We start from the raw sequence: 19382 nt of genomic DNA, 5'->3' as shown, positions 1-19382 counted from the left end.
GTCAGGGGTGTATAATGGATAGCCGGCCAATTTGGAAGCAGGATATTTTCTCCCTATGGATACGATGTGTTGAATTTTGTATTAAAGATATTCTATCGATGAATATCTATCTCTGGATTAAAATTTTTTTTCATCAATGAAGAGTAAGCTGTTTTTCCTGCTCCTATCACTTATATTCTATAATTTTTGTAAAGCTCAAACAGCGCCTGGCTTTAAAGAATTGCTGGATAGCGCTATGGTACGGGACGCAGACCTGAAAGGCCAACTTGCCAAAAATAAGCTAACCGGTCTTGATCAGCATAAACTGAAGGATATTTATCTCCCTACGCTGGAAGTCAGCGGGATGGCGGGTTATCTCAATGCTACCACACGTCTCATTTCCCCGGAATTGAATTTGCAACCTTTTCTGGAAATACCGGAAGGGAAATACAACAATAATATCAATGTATCTGGTTTCTCCGGCCTGGCCAAGGCAGATGCCAAGATGTTGCTGTATTCCGGCGGAAAAGTAAAATATCTCAGCAAAGCTTTGGGAGAGAAAAAATTATCAGAAGATGTGTTGCTGGAAAAAACAGCAGATGAAGTGGCGGCTGTTATTTCCAGGGCCTACGATCAGCTGGCATTGGTACATCAATCGAAAAAAGTGCTGGATGAAGGTAAGCGAAGACTGGATGCCAATCGCAAAACGGCAGATAAGGCATTGGGCTATGGCCTGATAACACCGTATGATCATAAAAAAATTGAACTGGCACAGGCTACCCTGGATGCTAAAGTAGCAGAGTACGAAGGGAAAAAAGAACTGTTGCTGACCCAACTGGAGGTATTAACAGGTATCAGCAAGGAAAGGCTTCGGCTGATTGATCCGGTGCTGGCAGCATTGGCCCTCAATACACCCGGAAAAACAATTGAAGACCGCGCAGAGGTACGGGCATTAAACCACGGTATCAACGCCTCCGGCTATAAAATAAAGGCGGAACAGACCTGGTGGATTCCCAAGGTACAATTGATGGCATCTACTGCGTATATGGGCCTGTATGGTGCACGGGTGAAATCGTCCGACAACATTATACCCGCTATTCCGGCTATCAATTATCCGGGCCGGAAGCTGGACTGGCGGCCTACGAATCTGAATGTTTTTCCCGTGTTCATGGGAGGCATTGGATTTAAGTGGGAAATTTTTGATGGCAGGGAAGGTAAACATGCCATTGAAAAAGCCCGTATAGACCAGGAACTGCTGCAAAATCAGAAATATGATGCCTTGCGTAAGCTCACCTTAAACCAGGCGAATAATCAATCTAATTACGATATCGCCAACGCGCAGATTGCCCTGAAGAAAAAACAGAAGGAAGTGGCTGGGAATGCGCTGGTACAGGCAGAGAAAGAGTTTCGGTATGGGATGACAAAATCTACCCAGTTGATAGAAGCGGAAAATGACCTGGAGATGGCGGAACTGGATTACCAGAATGCCATTTTCAATCAGCGCAGGGCGGCGATAGAAGTGATGCGCTCTACCCAGGAACTGGATATCAGCAAGCTGTATTAGCCGATGTATACCGGCCGGCATTCAGAAAGGAATAATGATTACTAAAATTAATGACTATAAAATGAGAATAACTACCTGCATATTATTTATCAGTTTACTGGCACTCATGAGTTGCAGCTCCCGGAAGCGGGGGGCCGACAACTTCGAGGGAAAAGCAAAAAAAGATGTGATCTCTTTTGCGCCAAAGATCACGGGCAGGATACTGAAAATTTATGTAGCCGAAGGGCAGACGGTAAAGAGAGGGGATACCCTGGCTTTACTGGATGCACCGGAAGTTTCCGCGAAAATAGCGCAGGCGGAGGGGGCTGTCAGTGCAGCAACCGCACAGGAGCAAATGGCGCGTAACGGCGCTACTGCTGACCAGATGAAACAACTGCAGGCGAAGTACAAGGGGTTGAAAGAGCAATATGAATTTGCACAAAAATCATTTGCGAGGGCCAGTAATATGTTTAACGACAGTCTGATGGCGCCCCAGGCGTACGATGAAATCTATGCGAAGCTGCAAGGAGCCAAAGCGCAGTATGATGCTGTGGTCGCAGAACTGGATGATGTCAAAAAAGGTACCCGCATTGAAAAGGTAAACATGGCTGCGGGCCAGGCTTCCCAGGCCAAAGGCGCTTTGCAGGAAGCCAATGTGGCCTTTGCCGAACGATATGTCATTGCCACCAATGATATGGAAATAGAAACGATCAGCCTGAACCCGGGAGAGCTGGCAACAGCAGGTTTTGCGCTGTTCAACGGATATATTCCGGGGAGTACCTATTTCCGGTTTACCATACCGGAAAGCAGGATCTCAAAGTATAAAAAGGGAGAAGACGTAAAACTGGAAGTTGTTTACAACAAGGAAGAACTGGTGGGTACCATCGCCTATATCAAACAACTGACCCGTTATGCGGATATTACGACTGCCTATCCCGACTATCAGTTGCAGGATGCAGTGTATGAGATTAAAGTGCAACCAAAAGATATCAATAAGACCAAAGAGATATTGGTAAATGCGAGTGTTATACTGAAATAATTAGGCATGAAAGAATTTATCCGATTGTTGAAACGTGAGTTCAAGTTATTTATTGGCAATGCTACCTTGCGCACAGTATTCTTTCTCGCACCGGTTTTTTACGCTACACTACTGGGGTTTGTGTATAAAAGCGGGAAAGTGGAGAGTACGCCCGTCATCGTGATTGATAAGGATAATACCCCCTTATCCAATCAGCTGGTAGAAATGCTGGGAGATAATAAGACGATTAAAATATTGAAATATGTACAGGAGCCTGCCAATATCAATGATGAAGTGATCCGGCAGGAAGCATCCGCGGTGGTGATGATTCCCGCCCGGTTTGAGGCGGGCATATTGCAGAAAAAATATCCGGAAGTCAATGTATATGTCAACACCGGAAATGTGTTGACGGCTAACTTTGCATCCAAGGCATTGCAGCTGACCATTGGTACCTTTTCTGCAGGGGTCTCCATCAAAGCGCTGCAAAAAATGGGAATGCCTGCTACCAGAGCGGTTACGCAATATGAGCCCTTTAAAACCAACTATATTACCCTTTTCAATACCACCAGTAATTACCTGATATTTATGTGGCCGGCTATGCTGGCAGTGGTATTGCAACAAGTTATTCTGCTGGCGATGGCAGTTAGTTTTGCGGCCGAGTTCCAGGGTGGTTCGTTTGTGCAGGAGTATGAGCGTTTGCGGCATTGGGCTTTCCCCACGATGCTGATAAAGGTGATCCCGGTATGGGTTTTCTCTATCCTCATCGTGTCGATATACTATGTCATGCATATACTGTTCCATGTGCCATTGCCGGAAGGGATTTGGAATTTCATCTGGCTGACGGCCTTTTTTGTGGGGGCTGCTTCTTTCCTGGGTGTATTTATCAGCATCCTGATTCCGGATGCTTTAAAAGCTACCCAGATATTGATGGTCATCGCTTCGCCGGCTTTCATCATCAGTGGTTTTACCTGGCCACTCAATGCCATGCCGGGTTTCGTACAGTTTATCGCTAACATTATTCCATTGACGCCCTTCCTGCAGGCCTTTAAAATCCTGTTGATCCAAAAGGGAGGCGTTGCACTTACGTACCCTTACATCAAACACCTGGGTATTTTATTGGTGGTATATGCTTTCATGGGATGGCTGGCATTGAAAATAAAATTATGGCTGTTGTTCCGCGCGGCATCAAAAGGAAAGACAGATCGGATCAGCTAATGCATTACTATACGATGTTGTCGCTGCCCTTAGCAGGATGATGGTATAAAAAGTAAAATACAGCAACAACATATACCGATAGTCCGATAAGTTATTAAAGACCTGCGCCCGGCGCGGGTCTTTATTTGTTTGTACCCTATCAAAACAACCACAATTATGTAGCGGGCAATAGAAAAAGTATAACAAAAATTACGTAAATTCAGAAAGGTATCTGCTGGCAATCAATACAGTCTTTATGGTTATCCATCTTGAGCTGTTAGCAAACAATTATTATCTCTTCCCTCAAAAAAATCTACATTATGTCTAAGCTATTTGTTTTTATCCCATTCAAAAAAAGTAAACTGGATATGGGGAAAGACCTGCCTCCGCAGGCGATTGATTTTCAGAATACCTTCAACAAAGTATCCAGCAAACTTATCAGAGAAAACATTAATGCAACAATTGATAGCCTGGAAGTGGTGTATTCCGGCACTAAGTTTACCGTAACGAAAGATGATTATATCATCGTTTTTGCACACGGCAGTAAAAAAACAAGTGATAAATTATTTTCCAATGAACCGGATCTGGAGGTAACTACGGATGCTGTTATAAAAGAGCTGGTGACCTGTAAAGCCAACACCGCTAAAAGAATACTGTTTATGTGCTGTTACAGCGCTGTTACGACAGATTCAAAGAAACATGTCGCAGTACTTTGGAAAGAAAAGTACCCGAATCAGGTAGTATATGGTGGCGATGATGCCATTTCTTATCTGTTTGCTGCTACCAGCACACAAATAAGGGCTTGTTGTATCGCGCTTTTCACCATTTAACATAGCTATAGATTGCCGGCAGATAACGAAAGCCGTATAGCTCCGGGAGCTGTACGGCTTTTCTTTTGTACGTATATAGGTAACCGGTAGTCCTCACAGTGGAGAACAGGCATCAGATATTTTTAGAGGGCATCGTTACCAGCCCTGGTAATATTGTATGGGCCGCCATCAATGCTCATGATGAGTCGCTTTGTTTTGAGCCTTTTAAATAGCTCCAGGTCGCACTTATCCAGGTGATTGCCTTCTGCACTCAGGCACAGTACTTCCACAATTTTTCCTCTTTCATCTTTATAGGAAATAACCCGGCCGCCTCTGGATAAGGCTTCTAATACACGTCTTTCCGTTTTGGATATATTGGTTACTTTTCTGTCTTTCTTTTTAATGTTATTCATGCTGTATGCGGTAATTACACATGAACAGCGTCTTCCAGGAGCTTTTGCAGCGCAGCGTTCCGCTGTTCTTTTGTGAAGGGTGTCTGGTAATACACCTCATATAGCTCCAACCCTTCCAATGCTGCCCAGATAATGATGGCGCGCACGGGGTCCTTTACTTCGGCCGTAATCCTTTGCCAGTAACGTTCGTAGAAGCCGGTATATAAATCGGTGAGGGGAGGATCTTCCATAATACCCGCGTTGAACATACCTTTCCACAGTTGTATGAGCTGTCCGGATGGATCAGCGATGGCACGAATGAAGCCTGTAAATACCGGGTTGTTGCTATCCGGTGTTTTCGCTATTTCTGCTTCAATGATTGTTGCTGCCCGGGCCAGTGTATCTTCTATCATTGCCACCACCAGGTGACGTTTGGTAGGAAAATTATGGGTAATTGCCCCTCTACTGGCCCCTAACCTGACGGAAACCGCCTGGAAAGAGAGATTGTGCGCTCCTTCCGTTTGTACGATCAGCCGGGCAGCAGTGGTATATTGTTCACGGGTGAACTGCCGCTTTCTAGTCATGGTACATTATTTAACAAACAGAACGTTCTGTTTTTTTCAAAGATAGGACTTTTTTTGACATTAACTCATATCAGATCATCGGGCAGCATCAGTATAATAGCAAGCTAGCCCCTTCACCAATAATACTACCTGCTTACAGGTAAATGGGAATTACCGTCTTACCTGTAGTGAAACAAGTGAAAAAAGCGCTTATTTTTATCGGGAAAATGATTGTCTGTGGATATAAGAAAAGGATAAAAGCCATAAGCCTACCTGTCAGCGTCGCAAACAGTTACCTATATTTTAGAAAAGCCATATTGTACCAACATGATAGTAAACATGCCTAAGCCCACCCGGACAACGGGATTTTTTTCTGCATTACTGCTCACCGCAACAGCAGGAATATGTACCGCACAAACAGCCACCACACCGGAAAATATTCCCTTTGAAAAGAAATGGCTGAAAAGCGGGAAGTCTGAAATGGCTTGTTTCGTACTCAATGGCGGCCGGCAGATAGACATTGGCACATTTGCCATTGATATCCAACTCAATAGTGAACATTTATCTATCTACACGACTTTGCATCTGGCGGGAAACAATGGCCAGCGGATAGATACCAGTATTGCTGATGCCCGTACTTTCAAACCCCTATATCGTTCTTCCTTTGATAAGAGCAAGGAAGTATTACTAAAGTATGGAAAAGAAGTCACCGGTTATTATTACGAAAAACAAGGTGCCAAAAGAACGAAGGTGAAGGAACCTATTAATGAAAGCTTCCTGGATAGCTATTGTTATCCTTACCTGCTGGGATTACTTCCGCTGTCTTCGGGATATAGTGTAAGCATGCCCGTATATGATTACCGGCCGGAGAATAATCAGCATATCAGCAAGGCAGTGGTACAGGAAGTGAAAAGCAATATGTATGTCAGCAAACTGACCGGTGCACATAAGGTTTGGCAGGTGAGTGTTTTTGAAGAGGCTACCAATGATAAGTACATCTATTACCTGGATAAGGAAACCCGCAGAATGTGGAAGGTAGACATATTTTCAAAAGGCCAGCAACTGCTGATGGTGGATAAGGAAATTGATTTTAATCCCTTCAAAAGTACTTTTGATAAAGTGGCCACTTTAAAACTGCTTAATGAAGGTACAGCGGTGATCACCGGGCAGGCTTTTGCCAGAGACAACGAAAATGAAGGGATGCTGAGTGGGATGGCAGTACTCAATGTAAACAAGAAGCAATTTGCCCCGGCCGGCGTTTCCATTGTTTTAATTCCCTACACCGATTTTTTCAAAGAGTGGCTAAAGTTAAATGAATCATCCAGAAAGAAAGGCATATCTATTCCACTGCCACAGGAAGTAGCGGAGTGTATAAAAGTAACTACTGTCTATGATGACAAGGGGCATTTTGAATTCGTGAACCTGATGCCGGGAGACTATTTACTATACACGGAATTTGGTTATAAGCATACTTCCAAACGTACGGAGGTCGTGGGTTATACGGATACTTACATCAATGGTTTGTTTCAGGGTACATCCACTAATACGGTCAGCAACAGTTATAATGTCAATGCGTCGGCCAGTGTAAAAAAGGTGGTAAGTATAGATAAAGCCGGAGAGAAGGTAGAGGTAAAATTAAAGAAAACACTGTAGCCGCGTCAGGCAAAGGATATCAGCTTACAGTAAGCAGCATGAACCTCCAAACAGTTTGTTTGGAGGTTTTTCATGGTGGTGAATCAGGATTATGCCATAAACGTTGCTGCCGGGATTACCTGCGCATACAGTCCGCCAAGGGCAGTCATACCGGCCAGATAAGCCTGGTGGATGGTGTCAGCATTGATGGTCTGGCCATACAGCTCCCGGTTGCGGGTAGCACAGGCATCGCCAATAACTGTTGTCGTAAAGCCCAGATCCATGGCTGCTCTAACCGTAGCGTCTACACATACATCTGTCATCATACCGCAGATAACCAGGTGCGTGATGTGGTGTTCCTGGAGATGTGCCAGTAATGTGGTAGCTCTGAAACTGTTCGGATAGTTTTTGGTGATGACTGTTTCCCCGGGAAGCGGATTTGCACAGGCATGTATATGAGCGCCGGTAGTATTGGGTAGAAAGAAATCGGCGCCTTCATTAACAGCAAGGTGTTGGATATGTACGACCGGCAGTTGTTGTTTTCTGGCGGTCTGTAATACCTGTTGTACCTGTTGCCCTGCCTGCGCGGCATTTACCAGTGTGTGTGCGCCACCTTCAAAGTAATCATTTTGTACATCAATAATCAGTAAGGCTGTTTTCATTTTTCGTGTCGTTTAAGACCGTAAAAGTAGCAGTTGGCAACAACCTGACCTTTGAACTAGTTCAAAAAATGGATTTACTTACCAGCCAGTTTTTTTCTGATCTTGCTTAAAAATTCGTGTGATATGCCCAGGTAGGCAGCCAGCTGTTGCTGGTTGAGGCGTTGCGCCAGATCCGGATATTTTTCGATGAATTCCAGGTAACGTTTGTCGGCAGTCTTGCCCAATGAAGAAATGATCCGGCGCTGTAGTGTCACCAATGATTTCTGGTTCATGATCCGGAACATCTTTTCTACTTTAGGTAAGGTGTCGTATAAAATATCTTTATGCGGTTTATTAATCAGTAGTACTTCACTATCTTCCAATGCTTCAATATTGAGAATGGAGGGTCGCTGGTTGGTGAAACTGTCGATATCGGTGGCCCACCAGCCTTCTACGGCAAAGTAGAGGATCTGTGCATATCCTTTTTCGTCCAGATAGTAAATGCGGAAACAACCTTTGGTGACAAAGGCTTCATATTGGCAGATGTCATCTTCCCTTAAAAGGAAGGCCTTTTTCTTTATCTTCCTGTGATGGAAGTTGGTCGTAAACTGTTCAAACTCCTGATCCGTGATGGGAATGTATTGTTCGATATGTTTTCTGAGTAGTTCAAGATTGGTCATAACATATATTTCCGGTCATACACCTGCTGTTTGCTTTATCAATTGAAAATTGATAAAGCAAACCGTAAAGTTATGATTTTTCAGGAAACAGTTGTAAAGAGGAGCCGAGGCGTCAGGTGAATCATTACCCGCTATATTTTTCGAATGCCTGCAGATCTGCTTCGATCGGAGTATGATCGGTTATTTTTGTCAACAGCTCCTTGCCTTTTATGGAAAGCGCGGCGATCAATGTGGTATCATTTTGTCGGTCGGCAATATCTATGCGTAACGACACGACCTTAAAGAGATGCAGCAAATCTGTTTCATCAGCCGCTTGCAGGGCTGCATCCAATACTTTTGCTGCTTTATCGATATCATCTTTACCATTAGCTAATCGGTTTCCCAATTCATATGCTTTTTGCAAGGGCGTTCCGGCCATCGGCTTTTGTCCGTTCTCTTCAAATAAAAGACTTTGTTCTTTTTTAATGGGTTGTCCTATGCGGATATAGTTACCGGATGGGTCTACCACTACAAATTGCCGGACACCATAACTGGGCATATCTTTCAGTGGATTAATCCGGGGGATACCTTTCACCGGTACTTTACCGAGTTTTTCCTTTAACCCGGCAGTAAAGGATTGGAATAAGAGATCAATATTGTCTACAATTAAGTAACAGGTACTGAAGTTACTTTCCGGTTTAATTTGTTTTAAAGAAAAGAAATGGAGTTCAATATCCCGTATTTTCATGCATACATAGGTATTGGGCGCCTGCTGCTGATATGTGATGACGAATCCCATAGCCGTGTAAAATGCAAGGGTTTCTTTCATCGCAGTACTCGGTAACATAGGAATAGCATATTCTTTCATATGGTGTGTTTTGTATTTATACTTATACTTATGATGAGTGCGGCTATCATAAAACATGGCAGCAGGAGGCTTCGAACACATGGATAACTGACCTGGCGAAAAACAAACAGTGATTGACATCCGCATGACTGGTCTGGATAGCATGCCGAAGATAGTCTTTTTTCAACAGGATGTTACTTGCGATTGCTGGTGGTAGTAGGAAGGAGGTTTGAACGGGAATAGGTGACAGGGTACTTTCAAATATCATCCTGTACACATAGGTGGCCAGCATGATATTTGAAAGCAGCATTTTATTGACCCGATATCTGTTATGAATTAACAGATCATACCTTGGGCATAATTATGGGAAAGCATAAAATATAACACCATCAAATTGTGTCCAATAATTGGGATATCCAATGGATCTGCTGGGTGTATAATAATGTTCAATTCCCTGGGAACTATAATGGCCATAAATGGGGATGGATCCGGGTACTTGTGTGGTATGGGCATAAAAGGAGACGCCTTGATAGCTCCACCAGTTAAGGTCATCCACCCAATTAGGTGTGTAGTAATGATCCACACCGGCATCACTGTAAAACACATGTATGGGAACCGTTCCGGGAATATTTTTTGTATATGCCCGAAAGCTGGATCCTTCTGATTGCCAGTAATTCCAGTCGTCTATTACGCCAGGTGTTAAGTAATGATGCCCCCCGCGGCGGGCAGAGAAAGAATTAATGTTTACCAACTGTCCGGAACAATCCATGGTGGTGTAATCACCGTTGATGATCGTTTGGTAAACCCCATGATTTTTAGCATTACGCAGTTTGTAGGCGATTACCTCACCTCTGGAGTTGGGTCCCATGTTGGCGCCATTGATGACGTAATCACGAAATGCCTGAATACCTTGTATCGCTGTTGCAGCAGCTGTAGAGGAGCCTCCTATCAGCACACCACTGATTTTTAACTGGTCCATTACTACTTTATGTTCATTGGAGATAGTAGTGCCTCCGCCGGTCAGCCATACATTAAATGAGGCTTCTAACGATTTGTATACCCTGGAAGAGTCATAAGTACTTTCCAGGAGGAGGTAGGCGCTTCTGCCGTAATCAATGGTAGATATGTATACAGGTGCAGTAGTGCCTGTGAAATCGTTGGGTTTATTGAACAGATTGCCATCAGCAGGAATATTGATATCTGCACTGAAGAATTTTTGGAAAACTTTCAGTACAAAGAAATTTTTTCCGCTATACCCGCTTTCATCATAATTCATGGTAGCATTGAAAAAAGTGCTGAATTTAAGATTGGCACTGATCTTCATCTCCATTTCCTTTTTTGAACGGGTCTGTACTAGTGAAAAAGTAAAATTTGCAGGTTGCTGACCTGTAATGTTGTTACGCATAATATCCTGCATGGAATTTCTGAAGTCAGATAGTGTAGGCGTAATCGTTTTACTGATAGGACCAGAAGATCCCTGTATGGAAACAGAATAAGTAATCGGCTTCCGTACATAGTCAGCAGGATAGATTAATGGCATATAGGTGCCACTTTCCATCGTACTTCCATCTAGCAGGGAGCCAATGTACATTATATCTGTAGAGGGATCCAATACGCTTAATTTATCGAATGTAGCAGATTGTGTATGCCGTACGGGAACGCAGCCCGTGTTGTCATTGGCAGGATTAGATGAATGAGTTTGATTTTTATCTTCGCTGGCAGCGATGGCTGTTTGCGGGATTTTTAAATCCTTAAATTGATTGTGGCTATTGGTGATGGTGGGGTCCGTTGCCTGGTATGGTTTGTCAGCTTGTTTTTTACAGGCGGATAACAGGATCATTAATCCGGCAATAAACAAAAGGGTTTTTCTCATAAAGGTGGTTACGCTTTAGGTAAAATGAGGGAAAAGTTACTGTGGCTAATTTATTGTGTACGTTGATTTATTGTGGCACACATCGTCTGGCCGCAGCCTCCAAACGAAAGGTACATTTGCAACCTTGAATTTTGAAACAGGTGTTGCCACCGAGCGGATTCCAGCATTTGCCTGTTCCACAGGCTACATTTTCGGCACTGGTACCACCATTGATTTTTTTAAGTGCGTTTCTGCTGAGAGAAATAGCTGTTTTCATTTTCATAAGTTATTGGTTTAAATAAAAGATGACGGGAATGTGCACAGTTTATCGGCCTGATAAGGATCTGTACATCCTTTTTAGGTAATATTTGCTGCTGGTTTTTGGGGCAGGCGATCGTTAGAACGGCTGCTGCCTGATCTTACGGGCTGCTAAATACGATTATAGCATATTTTCAACGTCGTATAGCAGAAACATTCAGGATGGCATTCATATCCATAGTTACAGGGCTTGCCGAAAACGAGACAATAAGCCCTGGCGGAATTTCCTCCGCCATTAACATGCTTCATCTGATGTCTGTTGAGCATCTTGCCGGATGGCATTATTTTTTTCATAACTAATAAAGATTACAGGTTGAATACGGGAGTATGACATGATTTAATCATCAAAATAAAAAATACTACTGCTGTAGCCTGACAGGAATACTTATTTACTCATACTGCAGCGACGGATGGGGGCGCTCATACCATAACGATGCTTCGATGGATGTTGGAAAATACGCACCAGGTGATATTTATTCAGAAGAGATAATAACGTCGGAATAGCTTTTGAACGAGAAGGTGATATAGGCGAATGAAAAGCACGTTGCTGCAAGGGCTGGTTTTTGATGGATGATAACGTAAATGCTATTTGGAGTGCCATAGATGGTATGTGTTTTTCGTTTATACATCCGGCATAGTCATATGCAATAATAAGTGTCAGCAGTTGACGAATGCAGGAAGCGATAGCTTGAAAAAAATAGGCGACTACCAGGTTTTAAAATATAGTATATGATAGCAAGAAAAATAGAAAGGATGATGATTTATCTTGAGGGTAGTATAATGTCAAACCCACATCAGTGAACTCCGGTATAACCCGATATTGCTGATCCCGGTTTTGATACGCGTGCATAGCTGCTATGCTAAAATGGCCAACTGAATGAACTTTTCTTGTTGCAGATGGAATCATATGAAAGAAGTAATCAAAGTGTGCTAATACAAGTGTTGGAACAGCTTTCTGACTGCGATTTGAAAGGAAATTTTGTGTGGCGGATTATTTTGTTAATTAAAATTAGTTTCTTAATTTCAGTCGTGTTGACCTAATTATGAGGAGTTGCATTGATGGAAAATTACATGGAGGAGTGATCCGCATAACCCGATTAAGTGTACGCCATCAGCCAGGAAACAGCCCTTTTATTATAGATGACCTGATAGCGTCATCGCTTTTAATCAATAGATAATTATTAATATTTGATTTGATATCTGAGCGCATCTGTTGCAATAATGATAATAGGGTATCGTTATATCAGAAATGTGCTAGGAAAATGAAAGCAGACTGCTTTCAGACACCATGCGAAGATCTCTTAATGACCAGCTGTACAGCTGGAATTACTGACTAATATTTATTATCGGATAGATATCAAATGATACGCTTTGCCAATTTAGATGAATAATGTTTGTTAGCCACGGCTTATATTAGATAGGTTGTTTTCCGATAATCCCGCTTTGTTTACATGGCAGCCAAAAAGTAATCCATAGATGGAAGATGTAACCATATTCAGCCTTTAGCTATTCTCGTCGTATTGTAGCCGGTAAATGTTATTGACCCGGGTTTACAGTATTCCATCAGAATTAGCGCTGTATTGCTTTTGCTGATAACGACCAATGATAGCCTGTTTAATTCATCGTTGCAATATTATATAGCTATTCCCTGCTGTTGTGCCAGGGTTGTAATGAATCGTTTGCTGTAAACGAAAGGATAGGTGTATGTTTTGTATCCTAACTATCATAATAATTTCAATCATAAATATTGAAAAATGATTTTAGACCTGATCAGACGTCTTAATGAAAATAATATTGGCCTTTCCTTATCCGGATCCCATCTGGAAGTTAACTACGATGGAAGCAGCTTGCCGGAAGCATTGTTGAAGGAGATAAGAGATCATAAAACAGCGATCATTTCTTTTCTGCAGCAACTGACGCCGGAAGCAATTATTCCTGCGGCGCCTCAAACGGATGATTACCCCTTGTCGGTTGCCCAGCAACGCTTATGGACGTCTACGCAAATGAAAGGAGGAGCAGTCGCGTATAATATGTCATCCATTTATAGCTTTGAAGAAGAGCTTAGGATGGAGGTACTGACGCAGGTTTTTGATGCCATGCTGGAACGGCATGAGAGCCTCCGGACTGTTTTTCGCAGCAATAGTGCCTATGAAATCCGACAGGTAATACTTGCACGGGAAGCCATTGATTTTAACATTCGTACTTACGATCTACGGGAAACTGCCCATCCGGCAACCCGTGTGAAAGCAATGGTCCGGGAGGAGTTATCGCACGCATTTGATCTGGAGAAAGGCCCACTGATCAGGGGAAGTTTGTACAGAACAGCAACGCAGCAATGGATACTGGTAGTAGTCATACATCACCTGATCGCGGATGGTAAATCAATGGAAGTGTTGATGACGGAATTATTTCAGTTGTATGACGCCTATCTGCATAACAAAGAAGTGGCACTTCCACCATTGAGTATCCATTATAAAGATTATGCAGTATGGGAAGCGGAACAATTGCGGGATGGTGAGCGCAACGTGTCGGAACAGTATTGGCATAGCCGGTTTGAAGAGCTGCCTGCATTGTTGGAGCTGCCGGTAGATAAACCACGACCTGCTGTCAGAAGCTATAGTGGTGATAAAGTAATCAGGGGCCTGTCTCCTTTATTGGTAAAGGATTTTAAGGCATTTTTACAGGAGCAGGACGCTACATTGTTTATGGGGTTGCTGGCATTGCTCAATGCGTTATTGTATAGGTATTGCCGGCAGGAAGATATTGTAGTGGGCTGTTCTGTAGCAGGCAGAACGCACGCTGCGCTGCAGGGACAGATTGGATTATACGCCAATACCATTGCTTTGAGAACGCGTTTCAGCAGCGGGGAAAGTTTTGCGGCGCTGCTGCAACAGGTGAAAGAGGTGGTGCTGGGAGGGCTGGAACATCAGTCCTATCCTTTCTATCAGCTGCTACGCGTATTGAATCTGCAGAAAGATCCCAGCAGGAATCCGTTGTTCGATGTAGGGATGGTACTGCATACGATGAGGGATCAGCCATCAGGAAAGCGGCCGGATGACCTGCAGGACCTGCAGGATCTGGATACGGCTACCAGCAAGTTTGAGCTGTTTTTTGACTTCGTGGAACAACAGGATGAGCTGGTGCTTCGGTTGGAATACAGCACGGATATTTATTACAGCAATGCTGTTGTTAATCTGGCCACTCAGCTGGAACGATTGATGGCTGCGATTTTGGAAGCGCCGCAACAATCACTGGAGGATTTAAGTGGTGCACCGGTAGCCAGACGATATCCGCTACCGGACGTATCGTTGTTGCGTAAAACAAACTACCGGCAATGGATACACTACAACAGAGCGGCGGCAGACCGGCTGATAAAAGAAGGTGAATTTGACTTCTGGGTGGCACAATGCCCTGCCGCGGTCATTCCCGCCAGGCAGCCAACACGGAATTTTCGTACGGGAGTGGATATAGACAGCCAGGGTAATACCTCTACGGAGGTGCAACATATTATTATTGCAGGTATGGTGCAGGCTTTGTCAAAGGTGTTGCAGGTCCGCGAAATTGTTATTGAAAGAGAAGGACACGGTCGGAATACCCTTGCAGGCTATGATGTTTCATCCAATGTAGGATGGTTTACCAGTAAGTTCCCCTTGAAATATACCGTAGAAAATGACAGTATACAGGTATTCCTGGAAAAAGTGAAGGCACTGAATAATGCTGTTCCCAATGCCGGTGTCGGATATGGGGTGCTTCGGTATTTGTCGGCCGGAAATATAGGACGGCGGCTGGATTACATGCCACATTTCTCGTTTAATTTTCTGGGCGAACTCTCCGGAGCGCCGGCTACCGGTGAAAGAAAGGGGCTGATCAGATCTGCACATTATGCCTATGGGGCTGCGCTGGAACAAACAAATAAAGACGAAGCTGAAAGTCCGTATTGGCTTGACCTGAATGCCTGGCTCGATCAGGGCATGATAAGAGTGGGTATCGTGGTTAACCGGGAGATGGGGCTAACAGCCGATGAACTGGAGCGTTTTAACGCCATCCTGACAACAACTATAACAACCATGCTGGCTGGTCCTGTAGCGGAAGCACTGACGCCTTTCCAGCAGGGACTGGTGAGCTTTGTGAAAAATAATCCCGAAAGTTCCCGTTACGTTGTACAATATGCATTCCGTATCAATGAGGTGGTGCACTTTAACCTTTTTCATACCGCTTGTAGTATCCTGACGGCCCGTCATGAGATACTGCGTACCGCTTATGATTTTGATGAAGATACAGGGCGCTTCATTGCCAGGTTGCTGCCGGAAGAGGCCATGTTGTGTACAAGCCTGGAGATAGCGCCGGAAGAAGATGACCGGTCGTTGCTTGCATTACTACAACAGATACAGCACGATGGATTTGATATCTCCCGCACGCCACTGATCAGGTATACCCTGGTGAATACAGGACCTCATGCATGTGTGGTGGCTGTTACCATGCACCATATCATTATGGATGGCAGTGCTGCTACGATATTATTTCATGAATTATTGTCCATCCTGACAACACTTAAAGCCGGAAACATGCCGGAGAAAATACTCCCCGGCAGACGGCAGTTCTCTCATTATGTGCACTGGTTGTATAACCAGGATCGTCAGGCGGCGGTTACTTACTGGCGGAAGTTGTTGCAGGACACTGCACCGGCAGAAATGAAAACGATCGGTGAAACAATGGCTGCCGCAGAAGAATTTGGTACCTGGGAGGGGGATTATCCGTTGCATCCGGAATGCCTGGAGTTGTTGAAGGCGGAGGGCATCACCTTGTCTGCGGCCTGTAACCTGCTTACTGGTCTGGTGTTGTCGAAATATATAGAAGCGGCAAAGTTTGTATGGGGGAATATGGTCAGCCTGCGTCCGCCGGAACTATCGGAAATGGAATATATTATTGGCCCCTGTATCGCCTCCATTCCTGTAGTGGCAGATTTCCATGCAGATCAGCCATTGGGTGTGATGATGAAAGCCCTGCAGCTACAGGTATTGCAGTCGCGGGAACAGGCCTTTCTGCCATTGCATGAAATGGTGGCGGGTACAGGATATCCGCAACTCTTTCATGTATTGTTCACCTTTCAGAATTATAATAAAGTACAGGCCGGAATTACTTATGATATTAGCCCGGTAGGTAACGAGGTGCGGATTTCTTCGCACTTCCCGCTTACTGTGATGATCAACGAAATGGATCAGGCGCTGAATATCAAACTGAGTTTCCGTAAAGATATGTTCGCAGTATGGGTATTGCAGGATATAACACGTGCCATAATGGCCTTGCTGAACAATCTGCCGGTACATTTCAATAGCATGGTTTCAGCTATTGGTATTCACGATACGGCCTGTTCTGTACCGTCGGCTGTACTGAGAGGTATCCGTGAATCGGATGAAGGTAAGGGACAGACGCTGCATGGATGCTTCGGCGAGGTCGTAAAACGTTGCCCGGAAAATATAGCCGTTATCGTTAGTGATACGACTATCTCTTATCTGGAACTCGACCAGATGAGTAATTATGTGGCGGCACAACTGTTGAAGGAGGGGGTAACAGGCGCCGTGGGGCTGCGCATGAAACGTTCACCAGGTATGGTCGCCGCCGTGATAGGCGTATTAAAGGCGGGATGTTATGTGGTTGGTCTCGATAAACATTTCCCGGAAGACAGGCTGTTGTGGATAGGAAGAGAGCTGGGAATGACTGCACTGGTGTATGATACACCGGATACGGTACCTGCGGGTTTTGCGCAGGCGTTCTGCCTGCCGTTGGAGGAGCACATCCCCTTGCTGGCTGTTCCGCCGGTGTTTCCTGTTACCCTGGGAACAGATCTTTGTACGATTAACTATACTTCAGGATCCACGGGAGTGCCCAAAATGGTACTCATTGACCATGCCAGCCACCTGAACAGGATCAACTGGCTGCAAACGCAGTTCCCTGCGGAGGGGCATGACCGTTATTGTCTGCGTACCGCCTTATCCTTTGCACCTGCATTGCGGGAAATATTCGAACCGCTGCTACAGGGAGCCGCGCTTTGTATACTGCCGGATAATTTTAATGAAGACATGCGTGTATTTGTAAATACTATACAGGAGCAGCATATTACCCGTCTTTTCCTCACGCCTACCTATTTACAGTTGTTGCTGGATGAAGGTAAAACAGCAAGTCTGCAGGGACTTCGTAACCTGGAGGTCAGCGGTGAACCAGCGCAGTCAGCACTGATAGGCCGTTTGCGGGAGGCGTTGCCTGATGTACATATATTAAACAGATATGGCGCTACGGAGGCCGCCTCTGTGGTGTATCATATGCTGGCGCCGGAAAACAGGCTGAGAGAAGGAAACCGGTATTTTCCGCTGGGGAAGCCGGTACGCAATACCACCGTATATGTAGTGAATAACGCCCTGCAACCGGTGCCCAGAGGGGTTGTTGGGGAGATATTAATTGAGAGCATGAGCAGGGCAAAAGGGTATGTAAATCAGCAGGGAGAGGAAGGAGTATTCACCGAAATAACATCCGGCGGCGGCAAGGTATTGAGAACAGGGGACCTGGGTTTTGTAAATGAAGATGGCCTGCTTTGTTATTATGGCAGGAAAAACAGGATGCTGAAAGTACGGGGTTTCCGCGTAGAACCGCGCGAAATAGAATACAATGCAGAACTATGCCCTGGTGTCGGGAAAGCTGTGGTGTTGCCGGTGGAAACGGTTTTTGGTCAGCGCATCCAGCTGTACTATTCGCCCGAAGCGGTGGCAGAGCCAGTACCTGCAGGCAGCGTGGTGCGGGCATTCCTGTCGAAACGCCTGCCTTCCTATATGGACCCTCATGAAGTTATTCCGGTAGAAAAAATTCCGCTGACAGCCAATGGTAAGATCGACTACATGCGGCTGCGTGCACTGGCAGCTACCGGAGCCGATCACCAAGACACCGATGCACAGACGGAAACAGCGCAGATATTGACAGCTATTTTGCGTAGCCTGCTAGGAGCTGCAAGATTTGATGTATATACCGATTTTTTTGAAATAGGATTGGATTCTATCCTGGCGTTGCGGGCTATCTATGAGATCAAGCGTAGTTTTGGTTTGTCTATAGCCGTATCTGCACTTTACAGGTATAGTAACATCAGTACACTCGCAACCCTGATCGATGCGCAGCAACAGCTCTCTAAACCTGCATTGCCAGGTCATACCCTGCTCGGCGAAGGGGAGGGTAACAGGCTATTGTTTGTTATTCCGCCTGCCGGATTAAACGCCTTTATATTCCTGGATGCTGCACCCTATCTCCCGAAGAAAACGACTGCCATTGTATTTGACCCGGCAGACCTCACCCGGCAGGAAGCGGAGAATAGCACGCTGGAAAGCGTTGCCACCGGATATCTGGAGGAAATACTGCGTATAGCTGCCGGCCGCGAAGTAAATATCATGGGCTGGTCGCTGGGTGCTACGCTGGCCTTTGAAGTAGCCAGGCAGCTGGAAGGTCAGGGTGTAAAAGTGCCATTGCTGATATTGATAGATCCGGGCTTTAGCAACCATAGCTATGATAATGATTTTACCAGAGAAAAATTACAGGACATGCTGCAGCGGATGATACCGGTGGAAGCGGCGTATCAGGTGAAAGAAGAATTGCTGACACTTTTATACAATGCAAACCGGTTGATCAGGGATTACCAGCCGGGTGCTTTCCGGGGAGATATCTGCCTGGTAAAGCCGGCCGTGGTAATGTCTTCTGAACGGAACTATAACCGGCCTTTTAATGGCATGGATGTTTTCTGTAGCGGCGAGATAAAGGTGGTGACAATAGCGGGTAACCATATGACTATGATGGATCAGTTTTTCCGGGACCCCGACATCAGCAATAGTGTATTTGGATCCGGAGCCCCTGAATAGATAAGACAACCATGATTTAAATGATTCCATATCCAATTAC

General features: G+C 44.9%; 13 protein-coding genes. 6 read left to right on the top strand and 7 right to left on the bottom strand.

Going from position 1 to position 19382, the window contains the following annotated elements:
* The first annotated feature begins 136 nt into the window (after window positions 1-136).
* The 4 genes from OL444_RS21025 to OL444_RS21010 all read left to right on the top strand — a co-directional run bounded on the left by OL444_RS21025 (window position 137) and on the right by OL444_RS21010 (window position 4564).
* Window positions 137-1543, top strand: a complete 1407-nt coding sequence (locus tag OL444_RS21025; protein ID WP_264729945.1) for a TolC family protein — start codon at window positions 137-139, stop codon at window positions 1541-1543.
* A gap of 61 nt (window positions 1544-1604) precedes the next feature.
* Window positions 1605-2561 carry an HlyD family secretion protein gene (locus OL444_RS21020; RefSeq protein ID WP_264729946.1) on the top strand — a complete coding sequence of 319 codons (957 nt, stop codon included), beginning with the start codon at window positions 1605-1607 and terminating at the stop codon, window positions 2559-2561.
* A gap of 6 nt (window positions 2562-2567) precedes the next feature.
* Window positions 2568-3755 carry an ABC transporter permease gene (locus OL444_RS21015; protein ID WP_264729947.1) on the top strand — a complete coding sequence of 396 codons (1188 nt, stop codon included), beginning with the start codon at window positions 2568-2570 and terminating at the stop codon, window positions 3753-3755.
* A gap of 299 nt (window positions 3756-4054) precedes the next feature.
* Entirely contained in the window at window positions 4055-4564 is a 510-nt protein-coding gene (locus OL444_RS21010) for a hypothetical protein (RefSeq protein WP_264729948.1), read from the top strand.
* Between the two features lie 122 nt (window positions 4565-4686).
* Here the strand turns inward: OL444_RS21010 and OL444_RS21005 are convergent, their stop codons facing one another.
* Both OL444_RS21005 and OL444_RS21000 read right to left on the bottom strand, forming a co-directional pair.
* A complete protein-coding gene (locus OL444_RS21005) occupies window positions 4687-4956 on the bottom strand; it encodes a YjhX family toxin (protein WP_264729949.1) in 270 nt (89 codons plus the stop codon).
* A 14-nt stretch (window positions 4957-4970) separates the two neighbouring features.
* Window positions 4971-5519 carry a TetR/AcrR family transcriptional regulator gene (locus tag OL444_RS21000; RefSeq protein ID WP_264729950.1) on the bottom strand — a complete coding sequence of 183 codons (549 nt, stop codon included), beginning with the start codon at window positions 5517-5519 and terminating at the stop codon, window positions 4971-4973.
* Window positions 5520-5837: 318 nt separating this feature from the next.
* Here OL444_RS21000 and OL444_RS20995 point away from each other — a divergent pair, with 318 nt between their 5' ends.
* Entirely contained in the window at window positions 5838-7151 is a 1314-nt protein-coding gene (locus tag OL444_RS20995; RefSeq protein WP_264752033.1) for a DUF3108 domain-containing protein, read from the top strand.
* An 89-nt stretch (window positions 7152-7240) separates the two neighbouring features.
* On the opposite strand, the gene OL444_RS20990 is transcribed toward OL444_RS20995, so the two are convergent.
* The 5 genes from OL444_RS20990 to OL444_RS20970 form a co-directional block, all read right to left on the bottom strand.
* A complete protein-coding gene (locus tag OL444_RS20990) occupies window positions 7241-7792 on the bottom strand; it encodes a cysteine hydrolase family protein (protein WP_264729952.1) in 552 nt (183 codons plus the stop codon).
* 74 nt (window positions 7793-7866) lie between these two features.
* Window positions 7867-8451 carry a Crp/Fnr family transcriptional regulator gene (locus OL444_RS20985; RefSeq protein WP_264729953.1) on the bottom strand — a complete coding sequence of 195 codons (585 nt, stop codon included), beginning with the start codon at window positions 8449-8451 and terminating at the stop codon, window positions 7867-7869.
* A 124-nt stretch (window positions 8452-8575) separates the two neighbouring features.
* Window positions 8576-9298, bottom strand: a complete 723-nt coding sequence (locus OL444_RS20980; protein ID WP_264729954.1) for a bleomycin resistance protein — start codon at window positions 9296-9298, stop codon at window positions 8576-8578.
* 340 nt (window positions 9299-9638) lie between these two features.
* Window positions 9639-11150: a thiol-activated cytolysin family protein gene (locus OL444_RS20975; RefSeq protein ID WP_264729955.1), complete on the bottom strand. Its 1512-nt coding sequence runs from the start codon at window positions 11148-11150 to the stop codon at window positions 9639-9641.
* 67 nt (window positions 11151-11217) lie between these two features.
* Complete coding sequence (locus OL444_RS20970) at window positions 11218-11412, bottom strand: hypothetical protein (RefSeq protein ID WP_264729956.1); 195 nt, start codon at window positions 11410-11412, stop codon at window positions 11218-11220.
* 1789 nt (window positions 11413-13201) lie between these two features.
* Here OL444_RS20970 and OL444_RS20965 point away from each other — a divergent pair.
* Window positions 13202-19342, top strand: a complete 6141-nt coding sequence (locus OL444_RS20965) for a condensation domain-containing protein (protein WP_264729957.1) — start codon at window positions 13202-13204, stop codon at window positions 19340-19342.
* Window positions 19343-19382 lie beyond the last annotated feature (40 nt).

Source organism: Chitinophaga nivalis (assembly GCF_025989125.1).
In the GTDB taxonomy this organism is placed as follows: Bacteria; Bacteroidota; Bacteroidia; order Chitinophagales; family Chitinophagaceae; genus Chitinophaga; species Chitinophaga nivalis.
This window is presented reverse-complemented; position numbering and strand designations above follow the sequence as displayed.

Bases quoted from the DNA above. Each gene is read 5' to 3' on its own strand.
- OL444_RS21025 (WP_264729945.1), top strand. From the start codon at position 137: ATGAAGAGTAAGCTGTTTTTCCTGCTCCTATCACTTATATTCTATAAT.
- OL444_RS21020 (WP_264729946.1), top strand. From the start codon at position 1,605: ATGAGAATAACTACCTGCATATTATTTATCAGTTTACTGGCACTCATG.
- OL444_RS21015 (WP_264729947.1), top strand. From the start codon at position 2,568: ATGAAAGAATTTATCCGATTGTTGAAACGTGAGTTCAAGTTATTTATT.
- OL444_RS21010 (WP_264729948.1), top strand. From the start codon at position 4,055: ATGTCTAAGCTATTTGTTTTTATCCCATTCAAAAAAAGTAAACTGGAT.
- OL444_RS21005 (WP_264729949.1), bottom strand. From the start codon at position 4,956: ATGAATAACATTAAAAAGAAAGACAGAAAAGTAACCAATATATCCAAA.
- OL444_RS21000 (WP_264729950.1), bottom strand. From the start codon at position 5,519: ATGACTAGAAAGCGGCAGTTCACCCGTGAACAATATACCACTGCTGCC.
- OL444_RS20995 (WP_264752033.1), top strand. From the start codon at position 5,838: ATGCCTAAGCCCACCCGGACAACGGGATTTTTTTCTGCATTACTGCTC.
- OL444_RS20990 (WP_264729952.1), bottom strand. From the start codon at position 7,792: ATGAAAACAGCCTTACTGATTATTGATGTACAAAATGATTACTTTGAA.
- OL444_RS20985 (WP_264729953.1), bottom strand. From the start codon at position 8,451: ATGACCAATCTTGAACTACTCAGAAAACATATCGAACAATACATTCCC.
- OL444_RS20980 (WP_264729954.1), bottom strand. From the start codon at position 9,298: ATGAAAGAATATGCTATTCCTATGTTACCGAGTACTGCGATGAAAGAA.
- OL444_RS20975 (WP_264729955.1), bottom strand. From the start codon at position 11,150: ATGAGAAAAACCCTTTTGTTTATTGCCGGATTAATGATCCTGTTATCC.
- OL444_RS20970 (WP_264729956.1), bottom strand. From the start codon at position 11,412: ATGAAAATGAAAACAGCTATTTCTCTCAGCAGAAACGCACTTAAAAAA.
- OL444_RS20965 (WP_264729957.1), top strand. From the start codon at position 13,202: ATGATTTTAGACCTGATCAGACGTCTTAATGAAAATAATATTGGCCTT.